Source organism: Acinetobacter ursingii DSM 16037 = CIP 107286, from assembly GCF_000368825.1.
Classification (GTDB): domain Bacteria; phylum Pseudomonadota; class Gammaproteobacteria; order Pseudomonadales; family Moraxellaceae; genus Acinetobacter; species Acinetobacter ursingii.
On sequence record NZ_KB849716.1, the window covers coordinates 266,461 to 283,230 of the forward strand.

At 40.3% G+C, this 16,770-nt stretch carries 13 protein-coding genes, 1 pseudogene and 1 CRISPR repeat array; of the genes and pseudogenes, 8 read left to right on the forward strand and 6 right to left on the reverse strand.

Going from position 1 to position 16,770, the window contains the following annotated elements:
• Positions 1-31 precede the first annotated feature (31 nt).
• Positions 32-287: a CRISPR direct-repeat array (repeat unit 28 nt; unit sequence GTTTCCTATCGCATAGATAGCTTAGAAA).
• 53 nt (positions 288-340) lie between these two features.
• Entirely contained in the window at positions 341-529 is a 189-nt protein-coding gene (locus F944_RS17450; RefSeq protein WP_010588839.1) for a hypothetical protein, read from the reverse strand.
• Positions 530-770: 241 nt separating this feature from the next.
• On the opposite strand from F944_RS17450, the gene F944_RS05950 reads away from it, so the two are divergent.
• Positions 771-1,349, forward strand: coding sequence for a flavin reductase family protein (locus F944_RS05950; RefSeq protein WP_004988158.1), 579 nt, complete (start codon positions 771-773; stop codon positions 1,347-1,349).
• A 73-nt stretch (positions 1,350-1,422) separates the two neighbouring features.
• Here F944_RS05950 and F944_RS05955 read toward each other — a convergent pair whose 3' ends face one another.
• On the reverse strand, positions 1,423-3,063 hold the full coding sequence (locus tag F944_RS05955) for an AMP-binding protein (protein WP_004988159.1): 1,641 nt from the start codon (positions 3,061-3,063) through the stop codon (positions 1,423-1,425).
• 210 nt (positions 3,064-3,273) lie between these two features.
• Positions 3,274-4,044, reverse strand: a complete 771-nt coding sequence (locus F944_RS05960; RefSeq protein ID WP_004988160.1) for a 3-hydroxyacyl-CoA dehydrogenase — start codon at positions 4,042-4,044, stop codon at positions 3,274-3,276.
• A 153-nt stretch (positions 4,045-4,197) separates the two neighbouring features.
• On the opposite strand from F944_RS05960, the gene F944_RS05965 reads away from it, so the two are divergent.
• Positions 4,198-5,232: an AraC family transcriptional regulator gene (locus F944_RS05965; protein WP_004988163.1), complete on the forward strand. Its 1,035-nt coding sequence runs from the start codon at positions 4,198-4,200 to the stop codon at positions 5,230-5,232.
• A gap of 17 nt (positions 5,233-5,249) precedes the next feature.
• On the opposite strand, the gene prmC is transcribed toward F944_RS05965, so the two are convergent.
• A complete protein-coding gene (prmC, locus tag F944_RS05970; protein ID WP_004988165.1) occupies positions 5,250-6,068 on the reverse strand; it encodes a peptide chain release factor N(5)-glutamine methyltransferase in 819 nt (272 codons plus the stop codon).
• Positions 6,068-7,156, reverse strand: coding sequence for a peptide chain release factor 1 (prfA, locus tag F944_RS05975; RefSeq protein WP_004988167.1), 1,089 nt, complete (start codon positions 7,154-7,156; stop codon positions 6,068-6,070). The genes prmC and prfA overlap by 1 nt, the downstream gene beginning before the upstream one ends.
• 364 nt (positions 7,157-7,520) lie before the next feature.
• Here prfA and F944_RS05980 point away from each other — a divergent pair.
• Positions 7,521-7,949 (forward strand): annotated as a pseudogene (locus F944_RS05980) (hypothetical protein).
• Positions 7,950-8,102: 153 nt separating this feature from the next.
• Positions 8,103-9,104 carry an LLM class flavin-dependent oxidoreductase gene (locus F944_RS05985; RefSeq protein WP_004988173.1) on the forward strand — a complete coding sequence of 334 codons (1,002 nt, stop codon included), beginning with the start codon at positions 8,103-8,105 and terminating at the stop codon, positions 9,102-9,104.
• A 109-nt stretch (positions 9,105-9,213) separates the two neighbouring features.
• On the opposite strand, the gene ppsR is transcribed toward F944_RS05985, so the two are convergent.
• Entirely contained in the window at positions 9,214-10,050 is an 837-nt protein-coding gene (gene ppsR / locus F944_RS05990; protein WP_004988177.1) for a posphoenolpyruvate synthetase regulatory kinase/phosphorylase PpsR, read from the reverse strand.
• Between the two features lie 149 nt (positions 10,051-10,199).
• Between ppsR and ppsA the strand changes: the two genes are divergently transcribed.
• The 4 genes from ppsA to cyoB all read left to right on the forward strand — a co-directional run bounded on the left by ppsA (position 10,200) and on the right by cyoB (position 16,767).
• On the forward strand, positions 10,200-12,587 hold the full coding sequence (gene ppsA / locus F944_RS05995) for a phosphoenolpyruvate synthase (RefSeq protein WP_171063256.1): 2,388 nt from the start codon (positions 10,200-10,202) through the stop codon (positions 12,585-12,587).
• Between the two features lie 68 nt (positions 12,588-12,655).
• On the forward strand, positions 12,656-13,420 hold the full coding sequence (locus F944_RS06000; RefSeq protein WP_004988180.1) for an RDD family protein: 765 nt from the start codon (positions 12,656-12,658) through the stop codon (positions 13,418-13,420).
• A 293-nt stretch (positions 13,421-13,713) separates the two neighbouring features.
• Positions 13,714-14,775, forward strand: a complete 1,062-nt coding sequence (cyoA, locus tag F944_RS06005; protein ID WP_004988182.1) for a ubiquinol oxidase subunit II — start codon at positions 13,714-13,716, stop codon at positions 14,773-14,775.
• Positions 14,776-14,778: 3 nt separating this feature from the next.
• Positions 14,779-16,767 carry a cytochrome o ubiquinol oxidase subunit I gene (cyoB, locus tag F944_RS06010; RefSeq protein WP_004988183.1) on the forward strand — a complete coding sequence of 663 codons (1,989 nt, stop codon included), beginning with the start codon at positions 14,779-14,781 and terminating at the stop codon, positions 16,765-16,767.
• The last annotated feature ends 3 nt before the right edge of the window (positions 16,768-16,770 follow it).

Here is a 16,770-nt window from a genome sequence, read left to right on the forward strand (position 1 = left end):
CTTAAAGACTTTACCCGTTACCACAAGTGATGTTTCCTATCGCATAGATAGCTTAGAAAAAGAAGAATGGGATGCGGCTGTTTCCTATCGCATAGATAGCTTAGAAATGAAAATAGCGATTGGCGTGATACGCCTGACGGTTTCCTATCGCATAGATAGCTTAGAAAAAAGTATCGATCGCATTGCTAATTCAGAACGTGTTTCCTATCGCATAAATAGTTTAGAAAGCAACGAACAGTTAGAGAGCAAATGCTCACGGGCTTCCTATCGCATAGATAGTTTAGAAGATTGGAAATGGACAAGTTTCAAAAGTGGCGCGATTTCCTATCGCATAGATAATTTATTTTCGAGACTCCAAACATTTTGTTTTTAATTGCTGCATCGCTAAAGGATCCATCGGTGCAGTCATCATGGCCCGATAAGCCAAACATTCCTGCGTTTCACCTGTTGCTTGAGATTTGGCATTCAAGCTATGACATCCCATCAGTCCCAAAGAGAAAATACATCCTAGAATAAATTTGATGAACATTGGATTTTCTATAACTTAGTATTTGCCGATATCAACTCAAATTTTAAAACGCAAAACAGCAAATAGAAACCTTTGAATAGACTTGTTTCATAAAGTCCTTTCATTTTGCCTATGGGAGAAAAATAAAGAGGGTTTAAACAATGATGAAAGACGTCATAGTGTATAGATCTTTTAAAATTCGCTTATTTTCTTAAAATCTTCTGCCAATATATAAGCATTTTAAAAAGATGAGCTTAATACAATGACAAATCCAGATATTCAAAAGGTAGAACTCGCAAAAGCCTATCGTTTACTTAATCATGGCCCTACTGTACTGGTTTCCGCTCAAGATGATGATGATATTGATGTCATGGCAGCAGCATGGGCGTGTGCTTTAGAGTTTAGTCCTGCAAAAGTGACTGTTGTTTTAGATAAATCGACTAAGACTCGAAAAATTATTGAAAAGAATGGCTATTTCGCGTTACAGGTTCCCTGTTTAGCACAACTGAATATGACCTATCAATTAGGTAGCATCAGCCAGTTTGATGAGCCGAATAAATTAGAGATGTGTGGAACTCAATTCTTTTATCCTGATGATTCTGGTGTACCTTTGGTTGAAGGTTGTATTGCTTGGCTGATCTGTAAAGTCATTCCTGAGCCCCATAATCAGCAAGCGCATGATTTATTTATTGGCTCTGTGATGGGTGCTTGGGCGGACTCACGCGTATTTCGTGATGGACATTGGTATTTTTCAGATGCACACCCAAGTTTAAAAAGTTTGCATTATATTGCGGGTGGGACTTTCTATACGATTGGAGATGAAGTCAAAGCCAATTTATAAAAAAACTGATGGTTAAAACAAGTAGATGGAGAACTCTCAAATATGAACTATCTCCATCCTGTTTAAGATAAATTTAACTCGTGCAAAGCGGTTGCATTCGTTCAACTTCTCGTTGTTTAAGAATACCACGCTGAATTTTACCACTCACTGTTTTGGGTAACGCATCTACAAATTCAATTTCTTTCGGATAGGCATGTTTAGATAGACGCCCGCGAACATACATTTGTAGTTTTTCTTTGAGCTGTTCTGTCGCTTGATATTGGCTTTTCAATACGATAAATGCCTTAACAATTTCAGTTCGCGCCAGATCAGGTTTGCCAATCACCGCAGATTCTAAAACTTCTTCGCATTCAAGTAATGTACTTTCGACATCAAAAGGGCCCACACGATAGCCTGACGTTGTAATGACATCATCAGCACACCCAACAAAATCTATACTTCCATGTTCATTTAACTGTACGGTATCACCCGTAATATAGTATTTGCCTACAAAAGACTTTCGGTTATTACCCCCATAACCTTTAAACCAAAGCAAAGGTGACGCATCACAGTCAATCGCCAATACCCCGATCCCGCCTTCCCCAAGTTCTTGATGATTTTCATCAAGTACTACAAAACGATGTCCCGGTATAGCAAAACCTGCAGAACCAATTTTAATTACATGTTCTAAAGCATGGTGGTTACCAATCACCATGCCGAGTTCAGTCTGTCCGTATTGATCATAAATATAGACATTGAGATCATGTTTAAACCAATGGATCACCTCTGGTGTTAAAGGCTCGCCTGCACTGCTCACGACCCTTAAATGCTGTTTGACACTATCATCAAACTTTTCTTTAAAACCATAAAACATGCGAAATGCAGTCGGAGAACCTGTAAGATTATTGACCTGATATTTTTTCATCAGTTCAATGGCCCGATCTACACTAAAAGCTTGTTCATCCATCAGAATGCCATGACCTAAACTCAAAGGCCCTGTAATACCGTAATACAGTCCATAAGCCCAACCCGGATCAGCAAGATTCCAAAATGAATCCTCATCACGCAAATCCACGGCATGTGTCATATAGCCTTTAAATGCCAAAATTGCCTTTAATGGCACAGGAACAGATTTGGCCAAACCCGTTGTACCAGAAGTAAACATCATTAAAAAATCATCATCGAAACTGTGATATTCAATTGGGCAATCGGCATCAAATGTATGGATCACACTCCAGAAATCTTCTTGGTTCTGATCATCATCAATATTTTTGACAGTCAAAATTTGGCTAATATTTAAATTTTCGAGTTTAGATTGTTGATCAGTATTGGTTACCACCAGTTTGGTTTTGGCTGTTTCTAAACGGTGCTCAATGGCTTTGGATTCAAATGCAGTGAATAAGGGTTGATAAATTGCGCCAATACGCCAAGTTGCTAAAATCGTGATGAGTAACTCGGGGGTACGTGGCAATAATCCCGCGATGCAATCTCCTGCCTGAAGATGGATAGACTTAAAATAATGGGCTAATTTCCCTGAATATTCAGCAAGTTGATCAAAGGTATATGATTGCTGTTCTCCGTTTTTTCCTTCCCAGATCAAAGCCACTTTGTCATGACCTACATATCTACCACAGCACTCCTCAAAAGCATTAATGCGCTGATCATGTCCGTTAAGTTGCTGTTGAATAAGTTGATTTAAATCAAATTCCGCATAGGCTTGTGTCAGTGTCTTCATCCCGAAAACCTCTTTTATTCCGTTTTTAATGCATACAGATCATTCAAAATTTGATCTATATGTCCTGTCCATTTTTGTTATCGTAAAACATCCAACGATGTTTTTTGCTGGTGATCAAATCCAACTTAAACTGCTTTATTTACTTTTTCAATTTCCAAAGCCCTCAATCTAATTGAGGGCTTTGGCATGTTGAGTTAAATAATCTTGGTGTTATTTGGGTGCCATTCGAATGGCACCATCTAAACGAATTACCTCACCATTCAGATAAGCATTTTCAATAATATGCACTGCAAGACTTGCAAATTCATCTGGTTTACCCAAACGCGATGGATAAGGCACCATTTGACCCAGTGAATCCTGAACATTTTGTGGCAAAGCTTTGAGCATAGGCGTTTCCATAATACCGGGTGCGATCGTAACCACCCGAATAGCATGACGCCCCAATTCACGTGCAATTGGTAAAGTCATCGCCACAACTGCGCCTTTGGAGGCCGCATAAGCAGCTTGACCAATTTGACCATCAAAAGCAGCCACAGAAGCAGTATTAATAATCACACCTCGATCTTCATCTTCAGGCATTGCAGTATTATGTGTCATGGCTTCTGCTGCAAAACGCAGCATATTAAAAGTCCCTGTGACATTAATATTTAAAACTTTATTAAACAATGCCAGATCATGAATACCCTCTTTACCCACCACCTTTGCAGATGGGCCTATTCCAGCACAGTTAATTAAGCCATGAATTGCACCATGCTGGTGTAATGTTTGTTTAAAAAACTGCTCGACTTCTGTCTCATTGGTCACATCTAATTCAACAAAATCCGCTGTTCCGCCTAATTTCTCAACCTGAGCCTGTCCAGCTTCAACATTCATATCAACTAAGGTGACATAAGCACCTCGCGCGACCAAACATTCAGCCGTTGCAGCCCCCAAACCCGAGGCACCACCTGTAATAATGAAATGTTTTCCTTGTATTTTCATTGCCAATTTCCACGTGATTTAATTTAATCTGACATTAGTTCCAGAGTAAAAGTTCAACTTTTACAGTACAATTTCGAAAAACCTCAAATGTTCTGCGGTTTTTGGACATTTTCATCATTTAAAAAATTTTTAATTCTGAGTGTCAGGTCATACATGCAACGGATTGCACAGTCAAATATTTCCCCTTCAAACAAAGGAACCATTTCTATTGCATTGGTCAATGAAGCTTTGAGTGTGGCACATTCGCGCGGTTTTAATATTGAAAAAATAGTACAACAGGCGGGGATTTCAGCCGAGCTTTTAAACTTCCCCAAAGCCAGAATTCCAGTTTCGGCTTATGCACAACTCTGGATTGAGTTGGCTAATCATATGGATGATGAGTTTTTTGGAATGGACTCTCATCCCATGCGACGTGGTAGCTATCAATTATTAGCAAAAATGGTCATGCATGCGGATACAATAGAAAAAGCCTTAACCGATATTTTAAAGTTTTTTTCTGTACTTCTGGATGATATCCAATCAGAGTTTAAAGTTGAACAAAATCTGGCATGTTTGATCATTCATGATCAAACTCACAGTAAACGGATGTTCAGTTATGCAACTTTTTTAATGTTGATTCATGGTTTATTGTGTTGGCTAGCGGATCAACGAATTGTGATTGATAAAATTAGTCTGAAATGTGCTAAGCCCGCTTATCCTCAAGATTATTATGTTCGTTTTTGTGAAAATATCGAATTTGATGCAGCATCTAATCGCGTGGAATTCAATGCGGATTATTTACAGATTAAAATTAAAAAAGATAAAAAATCGCTTTATGAATTTCTAAAACAGACACCACAGAATTTATTAGTACGTTATAAAAATGAAAATGCACTAAGCTTGATGATTCGTAGACATCTTATCAAACATCATCCCGCGCTTTGGCCAGAACTTAAAGAACTTTCGCAGCAGTTAAACATGTCTGAGGCAACCATTCAACGGCGTTTAAAAGCTGAAAATATTAGTTATCAACAACTTAAAAACGACATCCGATGTGATATTGCGATTGAGCGTTTGAGTAAAACTGAAGATTGTATTCAGGATATCAGTGATGCCTTAAATTTCCATGATCCAAGTGCGTTTTATCGTGCTTTTAAAAAGTGGACCGGTGTCAATCCAAGTGCTTATCGAACAAGGTCTTTAAAATAAAAGCAATTTATAGTGGTTTATACTTTCCATTGCCCTAGACTAATACGATCATTTCCACCGTAATCTTTTCGGGTTTGAACTTGAGTAAAGCCCCGTTTTTGAAGCAATTGACGAACCATGTCCCCTTGATCATAACCATGTTCAAGCACTAACCATGCATCAATATTCATCCTGTTCGGTGCTTGATCAATAATCAGTTCCAGATCCGCAAGACCTTGATGCTCTGCAACCAATGCACGGCGAGGTTCTGTTCCCAGATTCAGCATGTGTTCATCCTGTGCATCGATATAAGGCGGATTAGACACAATTAAATCAAACTTTTGCGCAGGAATGGCTTCGAACCATGCACTGCAAATAAATTGAACTTGATTCAACGCATGTCGCTGAGCGTTCTCCTGAGCGACTTCAAGCGTTGGAAAGTAAATATCGGTTGCTAAAACTTTCCAGTCAGGACGCTCTTTGGCTAGAGATAACGCTATTGCACCTGTTCCTGTGCCTAAATCCACCATCGAAGTTTGAAAAGGTAAATTTAACGATAAAACCGTTTCAATTAAAATTTCAGTATCTGGGCGCGGAACTAATGTATCTGGTGTAACCTTTAGATCCAGACTCCAAAACGGTTGCGAACCCGTAATATAAGCCAGTGGCTCACCTTTAGAGAGTCGCATCAGCCCATCTAAAAAGGTGTGTTCTTGCTCATGCGTCAAAACTTGCATTTGACGCATTTTTAATTCAAGTGAATTCAGATTGAGGACATGTTCAAGCAACCACGTGGCTTCCTGACGTTCATAACTATCAGCTTCGCCGCGCAGATTTAAAGCTTGCCCAATCTTCATTATCCACCATTCTCTTGCGCCAACATCGCTAACTGATCTGCTTGATATTCACGATGTAAACTATCCAAAAGTTCCGTCAAATCGCCTTCCATAATCGCATCTAACTTATATAAAGTTAAATTAATACGATGATCTGTCATTCGGCCTTGTGGATAGTTATAAGTACGAATACGTTCTGAGCGGTCGCCCGATCCGACGAGATCACGACGCATTTCAGAAGTCGCCGTTTCCTGTGCAGCGCGTTTCGCATTTTCCAGACGTGAAACCAATAACGCCATCGCTTTGGCTTTGTTTTTATGCTGTGAGCGTTCTTCCTGACATTCCACTACCACGCCTGTTGGAATATGAGTAATACGCACCGCAGAATCGGTTTTGTTAATGTGCTGACCGCCTGCACCAGATGCACGATAAGTATCAATCCGCAAATCGGCAGGATTAATTTCAACCGTTGTATCCACATCGACTTCTGGCAAAATCGCAACCGTACAAGCAGAAGTATGTACACGCCCCTGTGACTCAGTTGCAGGAACACGCTGTACGCGATGTGCGCCACTTTCAAACTTTAGACGACCATAAACACCATCGCCATCGACGCGGCAGATGACTTCCTTATAACCGCCATGTTCGCCTTCATTTTCAGACAATACTTCAATACGCCAACCTTGAGACTCAGCATATTTACTGTACATACGAAATAAATCGCCTGAGAAAATTGCAGCCTCATCACCGCCAGTTCCCGCACGAACTTCCAAATAAGCAGAATTGGCATCATTGGGATCTTTAGGAATCATCAAAATATTCAGATCAGCTTCGAGTTGCTCAATCAAGACGCGATTTTCCTTGATTTCCTCTTGAGCCATATCCTTAAAATCAGGATCATTGAGCATGTCTTCGGCAGTCACAATATCTTGCTCAGCCTGACGATACTTGCCCCACACTTCGACCATTTCAGAAAGATCACTATGCTCACGGGATAATTTACGAAAACGTTTATTGTCAGAAATGACTTCCGCATCTGCCAATAATGCCGTTAACTCTTCATAACGATCACAGAGTTGATCCAGTCGTAAACGTAATGATTCTTTCATAAGTGGAAGTATCTCAAAATAAAAATAATCGATCAGCGCAACGCTTGAATGATGAAGTGCTTGCGATCAGGTCAAAGCTAAAAGTGCGCATAGTTTACCGATTATGACTGTTAAAGAACATAGATCAGCTTATATTTGCTTGCTCTTAAGTACATTCCAAGTTTGAGTTTTCACTTTTTCTTCACATTAGGCAATAAATCAATCGTTTTTGCCGTTTTAATAGACACTTTTAATAGAAAGCATACAAAACGCAGCTACATTGTAAAAATAACAACGATAATCTCCACAATTAAAGTGAATCGTTTTGTTACATTTGCTGCAACGAAATAGATAAAGTCCTGCTGTTGGGACACGGAGATTTGAGATGAAGGCAAATAACTTATTATTAAGTGGTGTATTGGCAATTTCTTCAATGTTTGCAATCAATGCACATGCAGACAATACCACACGTGTTGCGGCAACTTCAGCATTAGGGAGTGTGGTTGGTACAGCCTTAGGCAATCAAATGGGCGGTAATACTGGTGCCATGATTGGTGGTGCGGGTGGTGCAGCCGTTGCAAGCAATAAACGTAATCGTACTTCATCTGCAATTGGTGGTGGTTTAGGTGGTGTGGGTGGCTATACCGTTGGTAAAAATATGGGTGGCACAACAGGTGGATATATTGGTTCAGCCCTAGGCGCCGCAGGCGGTTCAGCTTAAGGAAATAAAATTTCTAAAGATAGAGCTGAAGAAAAACGCTATAACAACTCACGTAGTTGGAACAGACACCATCGTCACTATCGTCACCGTTAATACGTTGTATGATTCAAATAGTCGAGCACCCTTCTGGGTGCTTTTTTTGGTCATTATTGTTAAGTTACAAATCACTGCATAAATCGAAAAAAAACGATATACATAATTTTAGATAAATCGTAAAATGACGATATATAGTTCTGAGAATTTTTTATGGCTTCTTTAAAAGAAACACGGTTTTCAATTCTTGAGCTTGCGCCTATCCGTAATGATAAAACAGTTCAATTTTCGTTGCATCATGCTTTGGAGTTGGCTCAGCATGCAGAAAAACTAGGATATGAACGTTTATGGCTGGCCGAACACCATAATATGGATGGTATTGCCAGTTCAGCGACCGCTGTATTACTGGGTCATATTGCTGCAAATACACAGTCGATACGTTTAGGCTCTGGTGGAGTGATGTTACCTAATCATGCGCCATTGGTGGTTGCAGAACAGTTTGGTACATTAGCAACGCTTTATCCCAATCGTATTGAATTAGGTTTAGGCCGCGCACCAGGCACAGATCAATTGACCATGCGAGCCTTACGTCGTGGTCGTCAGGAAACTGAAGATCAATTTCCTCAAGATGTTCTCGAAATTTTGCAATATTTCAAAGACCCTGAACCCAATCAAAAAATCGTAGCAACCCCAGGACACGGAACACATGTTCCCGTCTGGTTGTTGGGCTCCAGTTTATTTAGTGCACAACTCGCGGCTCGTTTAGGTCTTCCCTATTCGTTTGCATCACATTTTGCACCGCGTATGCTGTCACAGGCTGTCCAGTTGTATCGAGAAAACTTTCAACCATCTGAATATCTAGAACAACCGTATGTTTCCATGGGCGTTCCAACTGTAGTAGCTAAAACAGATGCCGAAGCACAACATTTAGCCACCAGTGCTTATCAACGTGTACTGGGTTTAATGCGTGGACAAAGTTTAAAACTCAAACCACCTGTGGAGTCTATGGATCATATCTGGACACCTGCCGAGCGCATATCCGTCAATAACTTTTATGCATTGGGTCAAATTGGTTCACCTGAAACGGTGAAAGCTGGTCTGCAAGACTTGTTAGAACATGTAGATGTTGATGAGTTCATTTTCACTTGTGATATTTATGACACTGAAAAGCGACTCGAAAACTTTAGTTTATTGATGGATATCAAAAACAGCTAAAATTGTTTAACTAAAAAAGGGAAATTAATGATTTTTCATTGATTTCCCTTCTCCTTACAACCACAGATCAGAAATACTGAAGGATTTAGATCTATTGTTTGTAAACTTTTTAACCAATACGGCGTTTCAAGCCTGTCTTTTGTAAAATACGTGTTGAAATTTCTTCAATCGACATTTCCGTGACATTTAAATATGGAATTCCTTCTGAAATATAAATTCCTTCAATGGCACGCAACTCCATCTGACATTGGCTAAAACTGGCATAGCGACTATTGGCTTTACGTTCATTACGAATTGCGACCAAACGTTCCGCATCAATCATCAAACCAAATAACTTATTTTTATGTTCTTTCAATACTTTTGGTAAGCGATTGTCATCTAGATCTTCTTCGGTCAGTGGATAATTTGCAACACGAATTCCAAATTGTAATGACAGATAAATCGACGTTGGTGTTTTACCCGAACGGGATACCCCAATCAAGATAATATCGGCTTTATCATAGTGACGTGTACGAGCACCATCATCATTGTCCAAAGCAAAATGAACTGCATCAATACGAGCTTTATAATATTCAGAATCCGTCACGGCATGAGTCTGTCCGACCAAAGTTGTTGGCGGTGTGCCAAGCTCTTGTTCTAACTTGCTAATTAAACCCTCAAACACATCGAGATTCACCGCTTTGGCAGTGTTAATGATTTCACGCACATTCGGATCGACCAACGTATCGAACACCAATGGCAAAGTCTGGTCTTTAGACTGGCAACTATTAATTTCAGCAACCACATTCATTGCCGCTTCTTCTGAGGTGATATACGGAATAATATGAATATCAAAATCCACGTTGGGAAATTGCGCTAATAAAGAATGTCCGAGGGTTTCAGCCGTAATCGCGGTTCCATCTGAAATAAAAAACACACTCCGCTTAATTTGTTTACTATCTGACATGAAAAATCTCCTCAAACATTTGTCTTAGTGCTATATAATCTTTATAGTAAGCTGATCTTACATGACTGTCGCTTAGAGTAAATCAAAATCCTAAGCACATTAATATCTTTTCTTCATGCCAAGATAGTAATTAATACTGGAAAAGTGGAGTGAAAACTTTGGAAGCGCGCGTAATCGGTCTGGAAAAATTAGGGAAACACGACGTCGAACTCGTGGGTGGGAAAAACTCATCTCTAGGTGAAATGATCAGCCATTTATCCAATGCTGGTGTGTCTGTACCGGGTGGCTTTGCCACAACTGCTGCTGCTTATCGTGAGTTCCTTGAACAAAGCGGTCTAAACGCAAAAATTCAAGCAGAACTCGATCAATTGAATGTTGACGATGTCAACGCTCTTGCCGAAACTGGCGCAAAAATTCGTCAATGGATTGTAGATACTCCTCTCATTCCAGCATTAGAAAAAGAAGTTCGTGACGCTTTTAATGCACTTTCAAACGGCAACCCTGATATCGCGGTTGCCGTTCGTTCATCTGCGACCGCTGAAGATTTACCAGACGCTTCTTTTGCTGGTCAGCAAGAAACTTTTCTGAATATTCGTGGCATCGATAATATTTTGATTGCCATCAAAGAAGTATTTGCATCTTTGTATAACGACCGTGCAATTGCATACCGTGTGCATCAAGGCTTTGCTCATGACATCGTAGCTTTGTCTGCTGGCATACAACGCATGGTACGTTCAGAAACAGGTGCTGCGGGTGTAATGTTTACATTGGATACCGAATCTGGTTTCCGAGATGTCGTATTTATTACAGCATCTTATGGTTTGGGTGAAATGGTCGTTCAAGGTGCTGTTAACCCTGACGAATTTTATTTATCAAAACCGCTGCTTAAAAATGGTAGACACTCTGTATTACGTCGCAACCTCGGCTCTAAACACCAGAAAATGATTTATGGCGAAGAAGGTTCAGCGGGTAAATCAGTGGTGGTGGTTGATGTTGAAAAACAGGATCGTCAACAATTTGCTTTAAATGACCATGAACTTCAAGAGCTTGCTAAACAAGCCATGATCATTGAAGACCATTACAGTGCGCCAATGGACATCGAATGGGCCAAAGATGGTGATGATGGTCAAATTTACATTGTTCAGGCGCGTCCTGAAACTGTAAAAAGCCGTCAAAACGTAGGCACAATGGAGCGCTACTTACTTAAACAGCGTGGCACTGTGTTATGTGAAGGTCGCTCAATCGGTCAACGTATTGGTTCTGGTAAAGTACGCGTTGTTTCATCGATTAAAGAAATGGACAAAGTTCAACCAGGCGACGTGCTAGTTTCAGACATGACTGATCCAGACTGGGAACCAGTAATGAAACGTGCCGCTGCTATCGTGACTAACCGCGGTGGTCGTACTTGTCATGCTGCTATTATTGCACGTGAACTGGGTGTTCCTGCGATTGTGGGTACAGGCAATGCCACAGAAGTCCTAACCGATGGTCAGGAAGTTACTGTTTCATGTGCTGAAGGTGATACAGGCTTTATTTATGAAGGCGCGCTGGATTTTGAAATTCAACGCAACTCGATTGAATCTATGCCAAAACTTCCGTTCAAAATTATGATGAACGTCGGTAACCCTGATCGTGCATTTGACTTTGCTCAAATTCCAAATGGTGGTATTGGTCTGGCTCGTCTTGAGTTCATTATTAACCGTATGATCGGCGTGCATCCAAAAGCCTTACTGAATATTGAAAGCTTGCCACGCGAAACACGTGCAGCAGTTATGGCACGTACGGCAGGTTATTCTTCTCCAGTTGAATTCTATGTAGAAAAACTGGTTGAAGGTATTGCAACACTTGCGGCTGCCTTTGCTGAGAAACCAGTCATTGTTCGTATGTCCGATTTTAAATCCAATGAATATGCTAACCTCATTGGCGGTAAACTCTACGAACCAGAAGAAGAAAACCCAATGTTGGGTTTCCGTGGTGCAAGTCGTTATGTATCTGACAACTTCCGTGATTGCTTTGAGCTTGAATGTCGTGCCTTGAAAAAAGCACGTGACGAAATGGGTTTGACCAATATTCAAATCATGATTCCATTTGTGCGTACAGTTTCTGAAGCAAAACGCGTCATTGAACTTTTAGCTCAAAATGGCTTGAAGCGTGGTGAGAATGGTTTAAAAATCATTATGATGTGTGAATTACCAACCAATGCATTATTGGCTGAACAATTCCTTGAACATTTTGATGGGTTCTCAATTGGTTCTAACGACTTAACTCAATTAACGCTCGGTTTAGACCGCGACTCTGGTATTGTTTCTCATCTATTTGATGAACGTGATCCAGCCGTTAAAGCCCTGCTTTCAATGGCCATTCATGCTTGTCGTAAAGCGGGCAAATATGTAGGTATTTGTGGCCAAGGTCCATCTGATCATCCAGATCTTGCTAAATGGCTGATGGAGCAAGGCATTGAAACAGTTTCACTCAATCCTGACTCAGTACTTGAAACTTGGTTCTTCCTAGCGGAAGATAAAGATAAGCAAGCCTAACTTAATCTTATCAAAAAGACCCTCGCGCGGGGTCTTTTTCATCTTTAAGCTGTTGAGATTTAAAACTTATGCAAATTTACTTGGCAAGAAATAACCAACAGGCTGGTCCTTATACATTAGAACAACTGAACCAGATGCTCGCTAGCCAACAAGTGCTATTGACTGACTTAGCATGGCATGAAGGTATGACGGAATGGAGAGCCTTAGGTGAACTCACTCAAGGTAAACTTGTCTACCAACCTGTAAACTCGACAACAAATTCTACTTTTGATGCCCCAGTCCATAGTCAAAATGATGTCATCCGTGACATTAAAGTCAATCAGACAGCCAAAGCAACGGCTGCTCCTGTGAGCAAGCGTATTTCGGCCAAGCTTATCGATTTAGCTTTGCTGATTTTGCCGCAAATTATTGTGACAATGCTCTTTTTACCGCATGATCTACTCCAACAAACCACTAGTTTTGATGTTGAACAGCAAATTAAAATTGCTGAAGCCATGCGCGACAACATGCCAACATGGGTTCCAGTCGCATTACTCATCTACACACTTGGCTTGTTATTTTTACAAAATTATTTTATTGCTCGTTCTGGTCAATCTATTGGTAAAAAATTATTCCATTTGCAAATTGTTGATGCAACGACCAATCAGCTTCCTGGTCAATTTCGCGGTTTTTTTGTACGCTCATTTCTATTTATTATCATTTCACAGTTGATAAGCCTTTTACCGCTTTTGGTCATTGTTTTTATTGCAGATATTGTTTTATTTTTTTCCAAAGGAAACAACAGTTTGCATGATAGACTAGCAAAAACCAAAGTCATCAATATTAAAAAATAATTAAAGGAGTGATCATTCACTCCTTTTTTATGATAAATCCATGAAAAAAATTGACTTTTAAGCCAGCATTCAAAAGATAAAACAAGCAGATAAATCAGGTGTCATAACAAATATTTAACGTCACTTTCAAGTAGCTTAGTTTCACGATATCAGGCATAATGCCCTACAACATAGCTGTGTCACATGATTGAGAAATATGTTCTGTAACAGGATTCATTCTTCTCCATCATGCGACACTTTTATCGCTATCCCCAATTTACTTAGGGAATGGGACTCTTCACCGAGGTTGTAAAATGAGACAAACGATTTTAGCTGTATTGTCTTTATCGGCGGTTTCCGCACTTTTAACAGGGTGTGGTGGTGATTTAGTACTTCTAAACTCTAAAGGTCCAGTTGCTGAAGGTCAAAGTAACCTGATGATGACTGCGATCTACTTAATGCTATTGGTTGTAATTCCTTCAATCATTATGGCGTTATGGTTTGGTTGGAAATATCGCGCGTCAAATAAAGATGCAGACTATAAACCTACATGGGCACACTCAACTGCAATTGAAATTGTAGTCTGGGGTATTCCTGTCATTATTATTGGTATTTTAGCTTGGTTAACTTGGTGGGGTTCCCACAAGTACGACCCTTACCGTCCGCTAGATTCAGATAAAGCCCCTTTAACCATTCAAGTTATTGCTGAACAGTTTAAATGGATCTTTATTTATCCTGAACAAAATATTGCGACAGTAAATGAAGTACGTTTCCCAGAGAAAACACCATTAAGCTTTAAAATTACATCTAACTTTACAATGAACTCATTCTTCATTCCTGCGTTAGGTGGCCAAATTTATGCAATGGCGGGTATGCAAACTCATCTCCATTTATTAGCGAATGAAACTGGCGAATATCGTGGTTTCTCGTCTAACTACTCAGGCTATGGTTTCTCACAAATGCGCTTTAAAGCTCATAGTGTAACTGAAACTCAATTTGCTCAATGGGTAGAAGCTGTTAAAGCTGGTAAAGGTACAAGCATTAATGCTGAAGCTATTCAGAAAGCGACGCTTGATCAAGCTGAACTTGCGACACTGAAAGATGGGGATCGTTCTAAACATCAGATTGAAGCACTGGTACATCGTGCCGAGGCTGCTGGTGATACAGAAGCCTTAGAAAAAGCTGAAGCAATGAAGCCGTTCCCGAATAAGCCACACCCAGTGACTTACTATTCTTCAGTTGAACCAAACTTGTTTGAAACTGTCATTAACAGATATATGAGCAACTATCACGGTACAGACCATTCAGCAAATGCTGAACATGGTTCGCAAGCTCATGATGCTAATGCACATGCAACTGCTTCTGTAGAGGAATAAGCCATGTTGTTATTAGGTAAACTCGGATGGGACTCTATCCCTAAAGAGCCAATTGTACTAGTGACAATGGTCTTAATGGCTATTGGTGCAATTGCTGTTCTAGGCGGTATCACCTATTTCAAAAAATGGGGATATCTCTGGAAAGAATGGTTTACATCTGTAGACCATAAGAAAATTGGTATCATGTATATCCTTGTGTCTGTGGTCATGTTATTGCGTGGCTTTGCTGATGCGATCATGATGCGTCTTCAACTGTTCCTTGCTAAAGGTGGCGGTGAAGGTTATCTACATCCAGACCACTACGACCAGATCTTTACTGCGCATGGCGTAATCATGATCTTCTTCGTAGCGATGGGTCTTGTTGTAGGTATGATGAACATTTCTGTGCCTCTACAAATTGGTGCGCGTGATGTTGCATTCCCATTACTTAACTCTTTAAGTTTCTGGTTGTTTGCTGGTGCTGCTGGTCTAATGATGGCTTCGCTTGTACTGGGTGAATTTGCTGCGACAGGTTGGATGGCTTATCCTCCTCTTTCTGGCATTCAGTATTCTCCTGGTGTTGGTGTTGACTACTATATTTGGGCACTTCAGGTTTCTGGTCTTGGTACGCTTTTATCTGGTGTTAACTTCTTTGTGACCATCATTAAAATGCGTGCACCTGGCATGAAACTGATGGACATGCCAATTTTTACTTGGACATCATTGTGTACAGCTGTTCTGATCATCGCATCATTCCCTGTACTTACAGCAACACTTGCCATGCTTACCCTTGACCGTTATTTCGGTTTCCATTTCTTCACCAATGAGCTTGGCGGTAGCCCAATGCTATATGTGAACTTGATTTGGACTTGGGGTCATCCAGAAGTATATATCTTGGTATTGCCAGCATTTGGTTTGTATTCAGAGATTGTTGCGACATTCTCACGCAAAGCATTGTTTGGTTATAAATCAATGGTATATGCAACAATCGCCATTACTGTATTGGCATTCGTTGTATGGTTACATCACTTCTTTACCATGGGTGCGGGTGCAAACGTTAATGCATTCTTCGGTATTATGACCATGATTATTGCAATCCCTACAGGGGTTAAAATCTTCTCTTGGTTATTTACCATGTACAAAGGACGTATTTCTTTCGATACACCAATGCTCTGGACACTTGGCTTCCTTGTGACCTTTGGTATCGGTGGTTTGACTGGTGTATTAATGGCAGTTCCACCTGCGGATTTCCTTGTACACAACTCACTGTTCCTGATCGCTCACTTCCATAACGTGATTATTGGTGGTGTGGTATTTGGTATGTTCGCTGGTATCATTTTCTATTGGCCAAAAATGTTTGGCTGGAAGTTAAATGAAGCTTGGGGCAAAGCTGCATTCTGGTTCTGGTTCTTTGGTTTCTATTTTGCATTCATGCCACTTTATATCCTTGGTTTCATGGGTATGACACGTCGTTTGAATACCTATGACAACCCTGAATGGGATCCATATCTAGCGATTGCATTATTTGGTGCTGTGTTGGTTGCGATTGGTATTGCGTGTTTCTTGATGCAAATTATTGTAGGTTTCCTACAACGTCATCAAAACATGGATTACACAGGCGATCCATGGGACAGTCGTACTCTTGAATGGTCGACTTCATCTCCTGCTCCATTTTATAACTTTGCACAAGTTCCTGAAGCAAATGGTGTAGACCGTTTCTGGACTGACAAAGAAAATGGTGTTGCGTATGCACGTCCTGCCAAATATGAAGACATTCATATGCCAACTGATCGTGCAGCTGGTTTCATCATTGCAATGTTTATTACATTGATGGGCTTCGCATTGATCTGGCACATTTGGTGGCTCGTTGCAGTAAGTTTCATTGCGGCTATTATCAGCTTTATTCGTAGTTCATTCACTAAAGAAGTGGATTACTATGTACCAGCTGCTGAAGTTGAGCGCATTGAAAATGAACGCTATGCATTACTTGAAAAACACTTGAAGAAGGACTAAGGA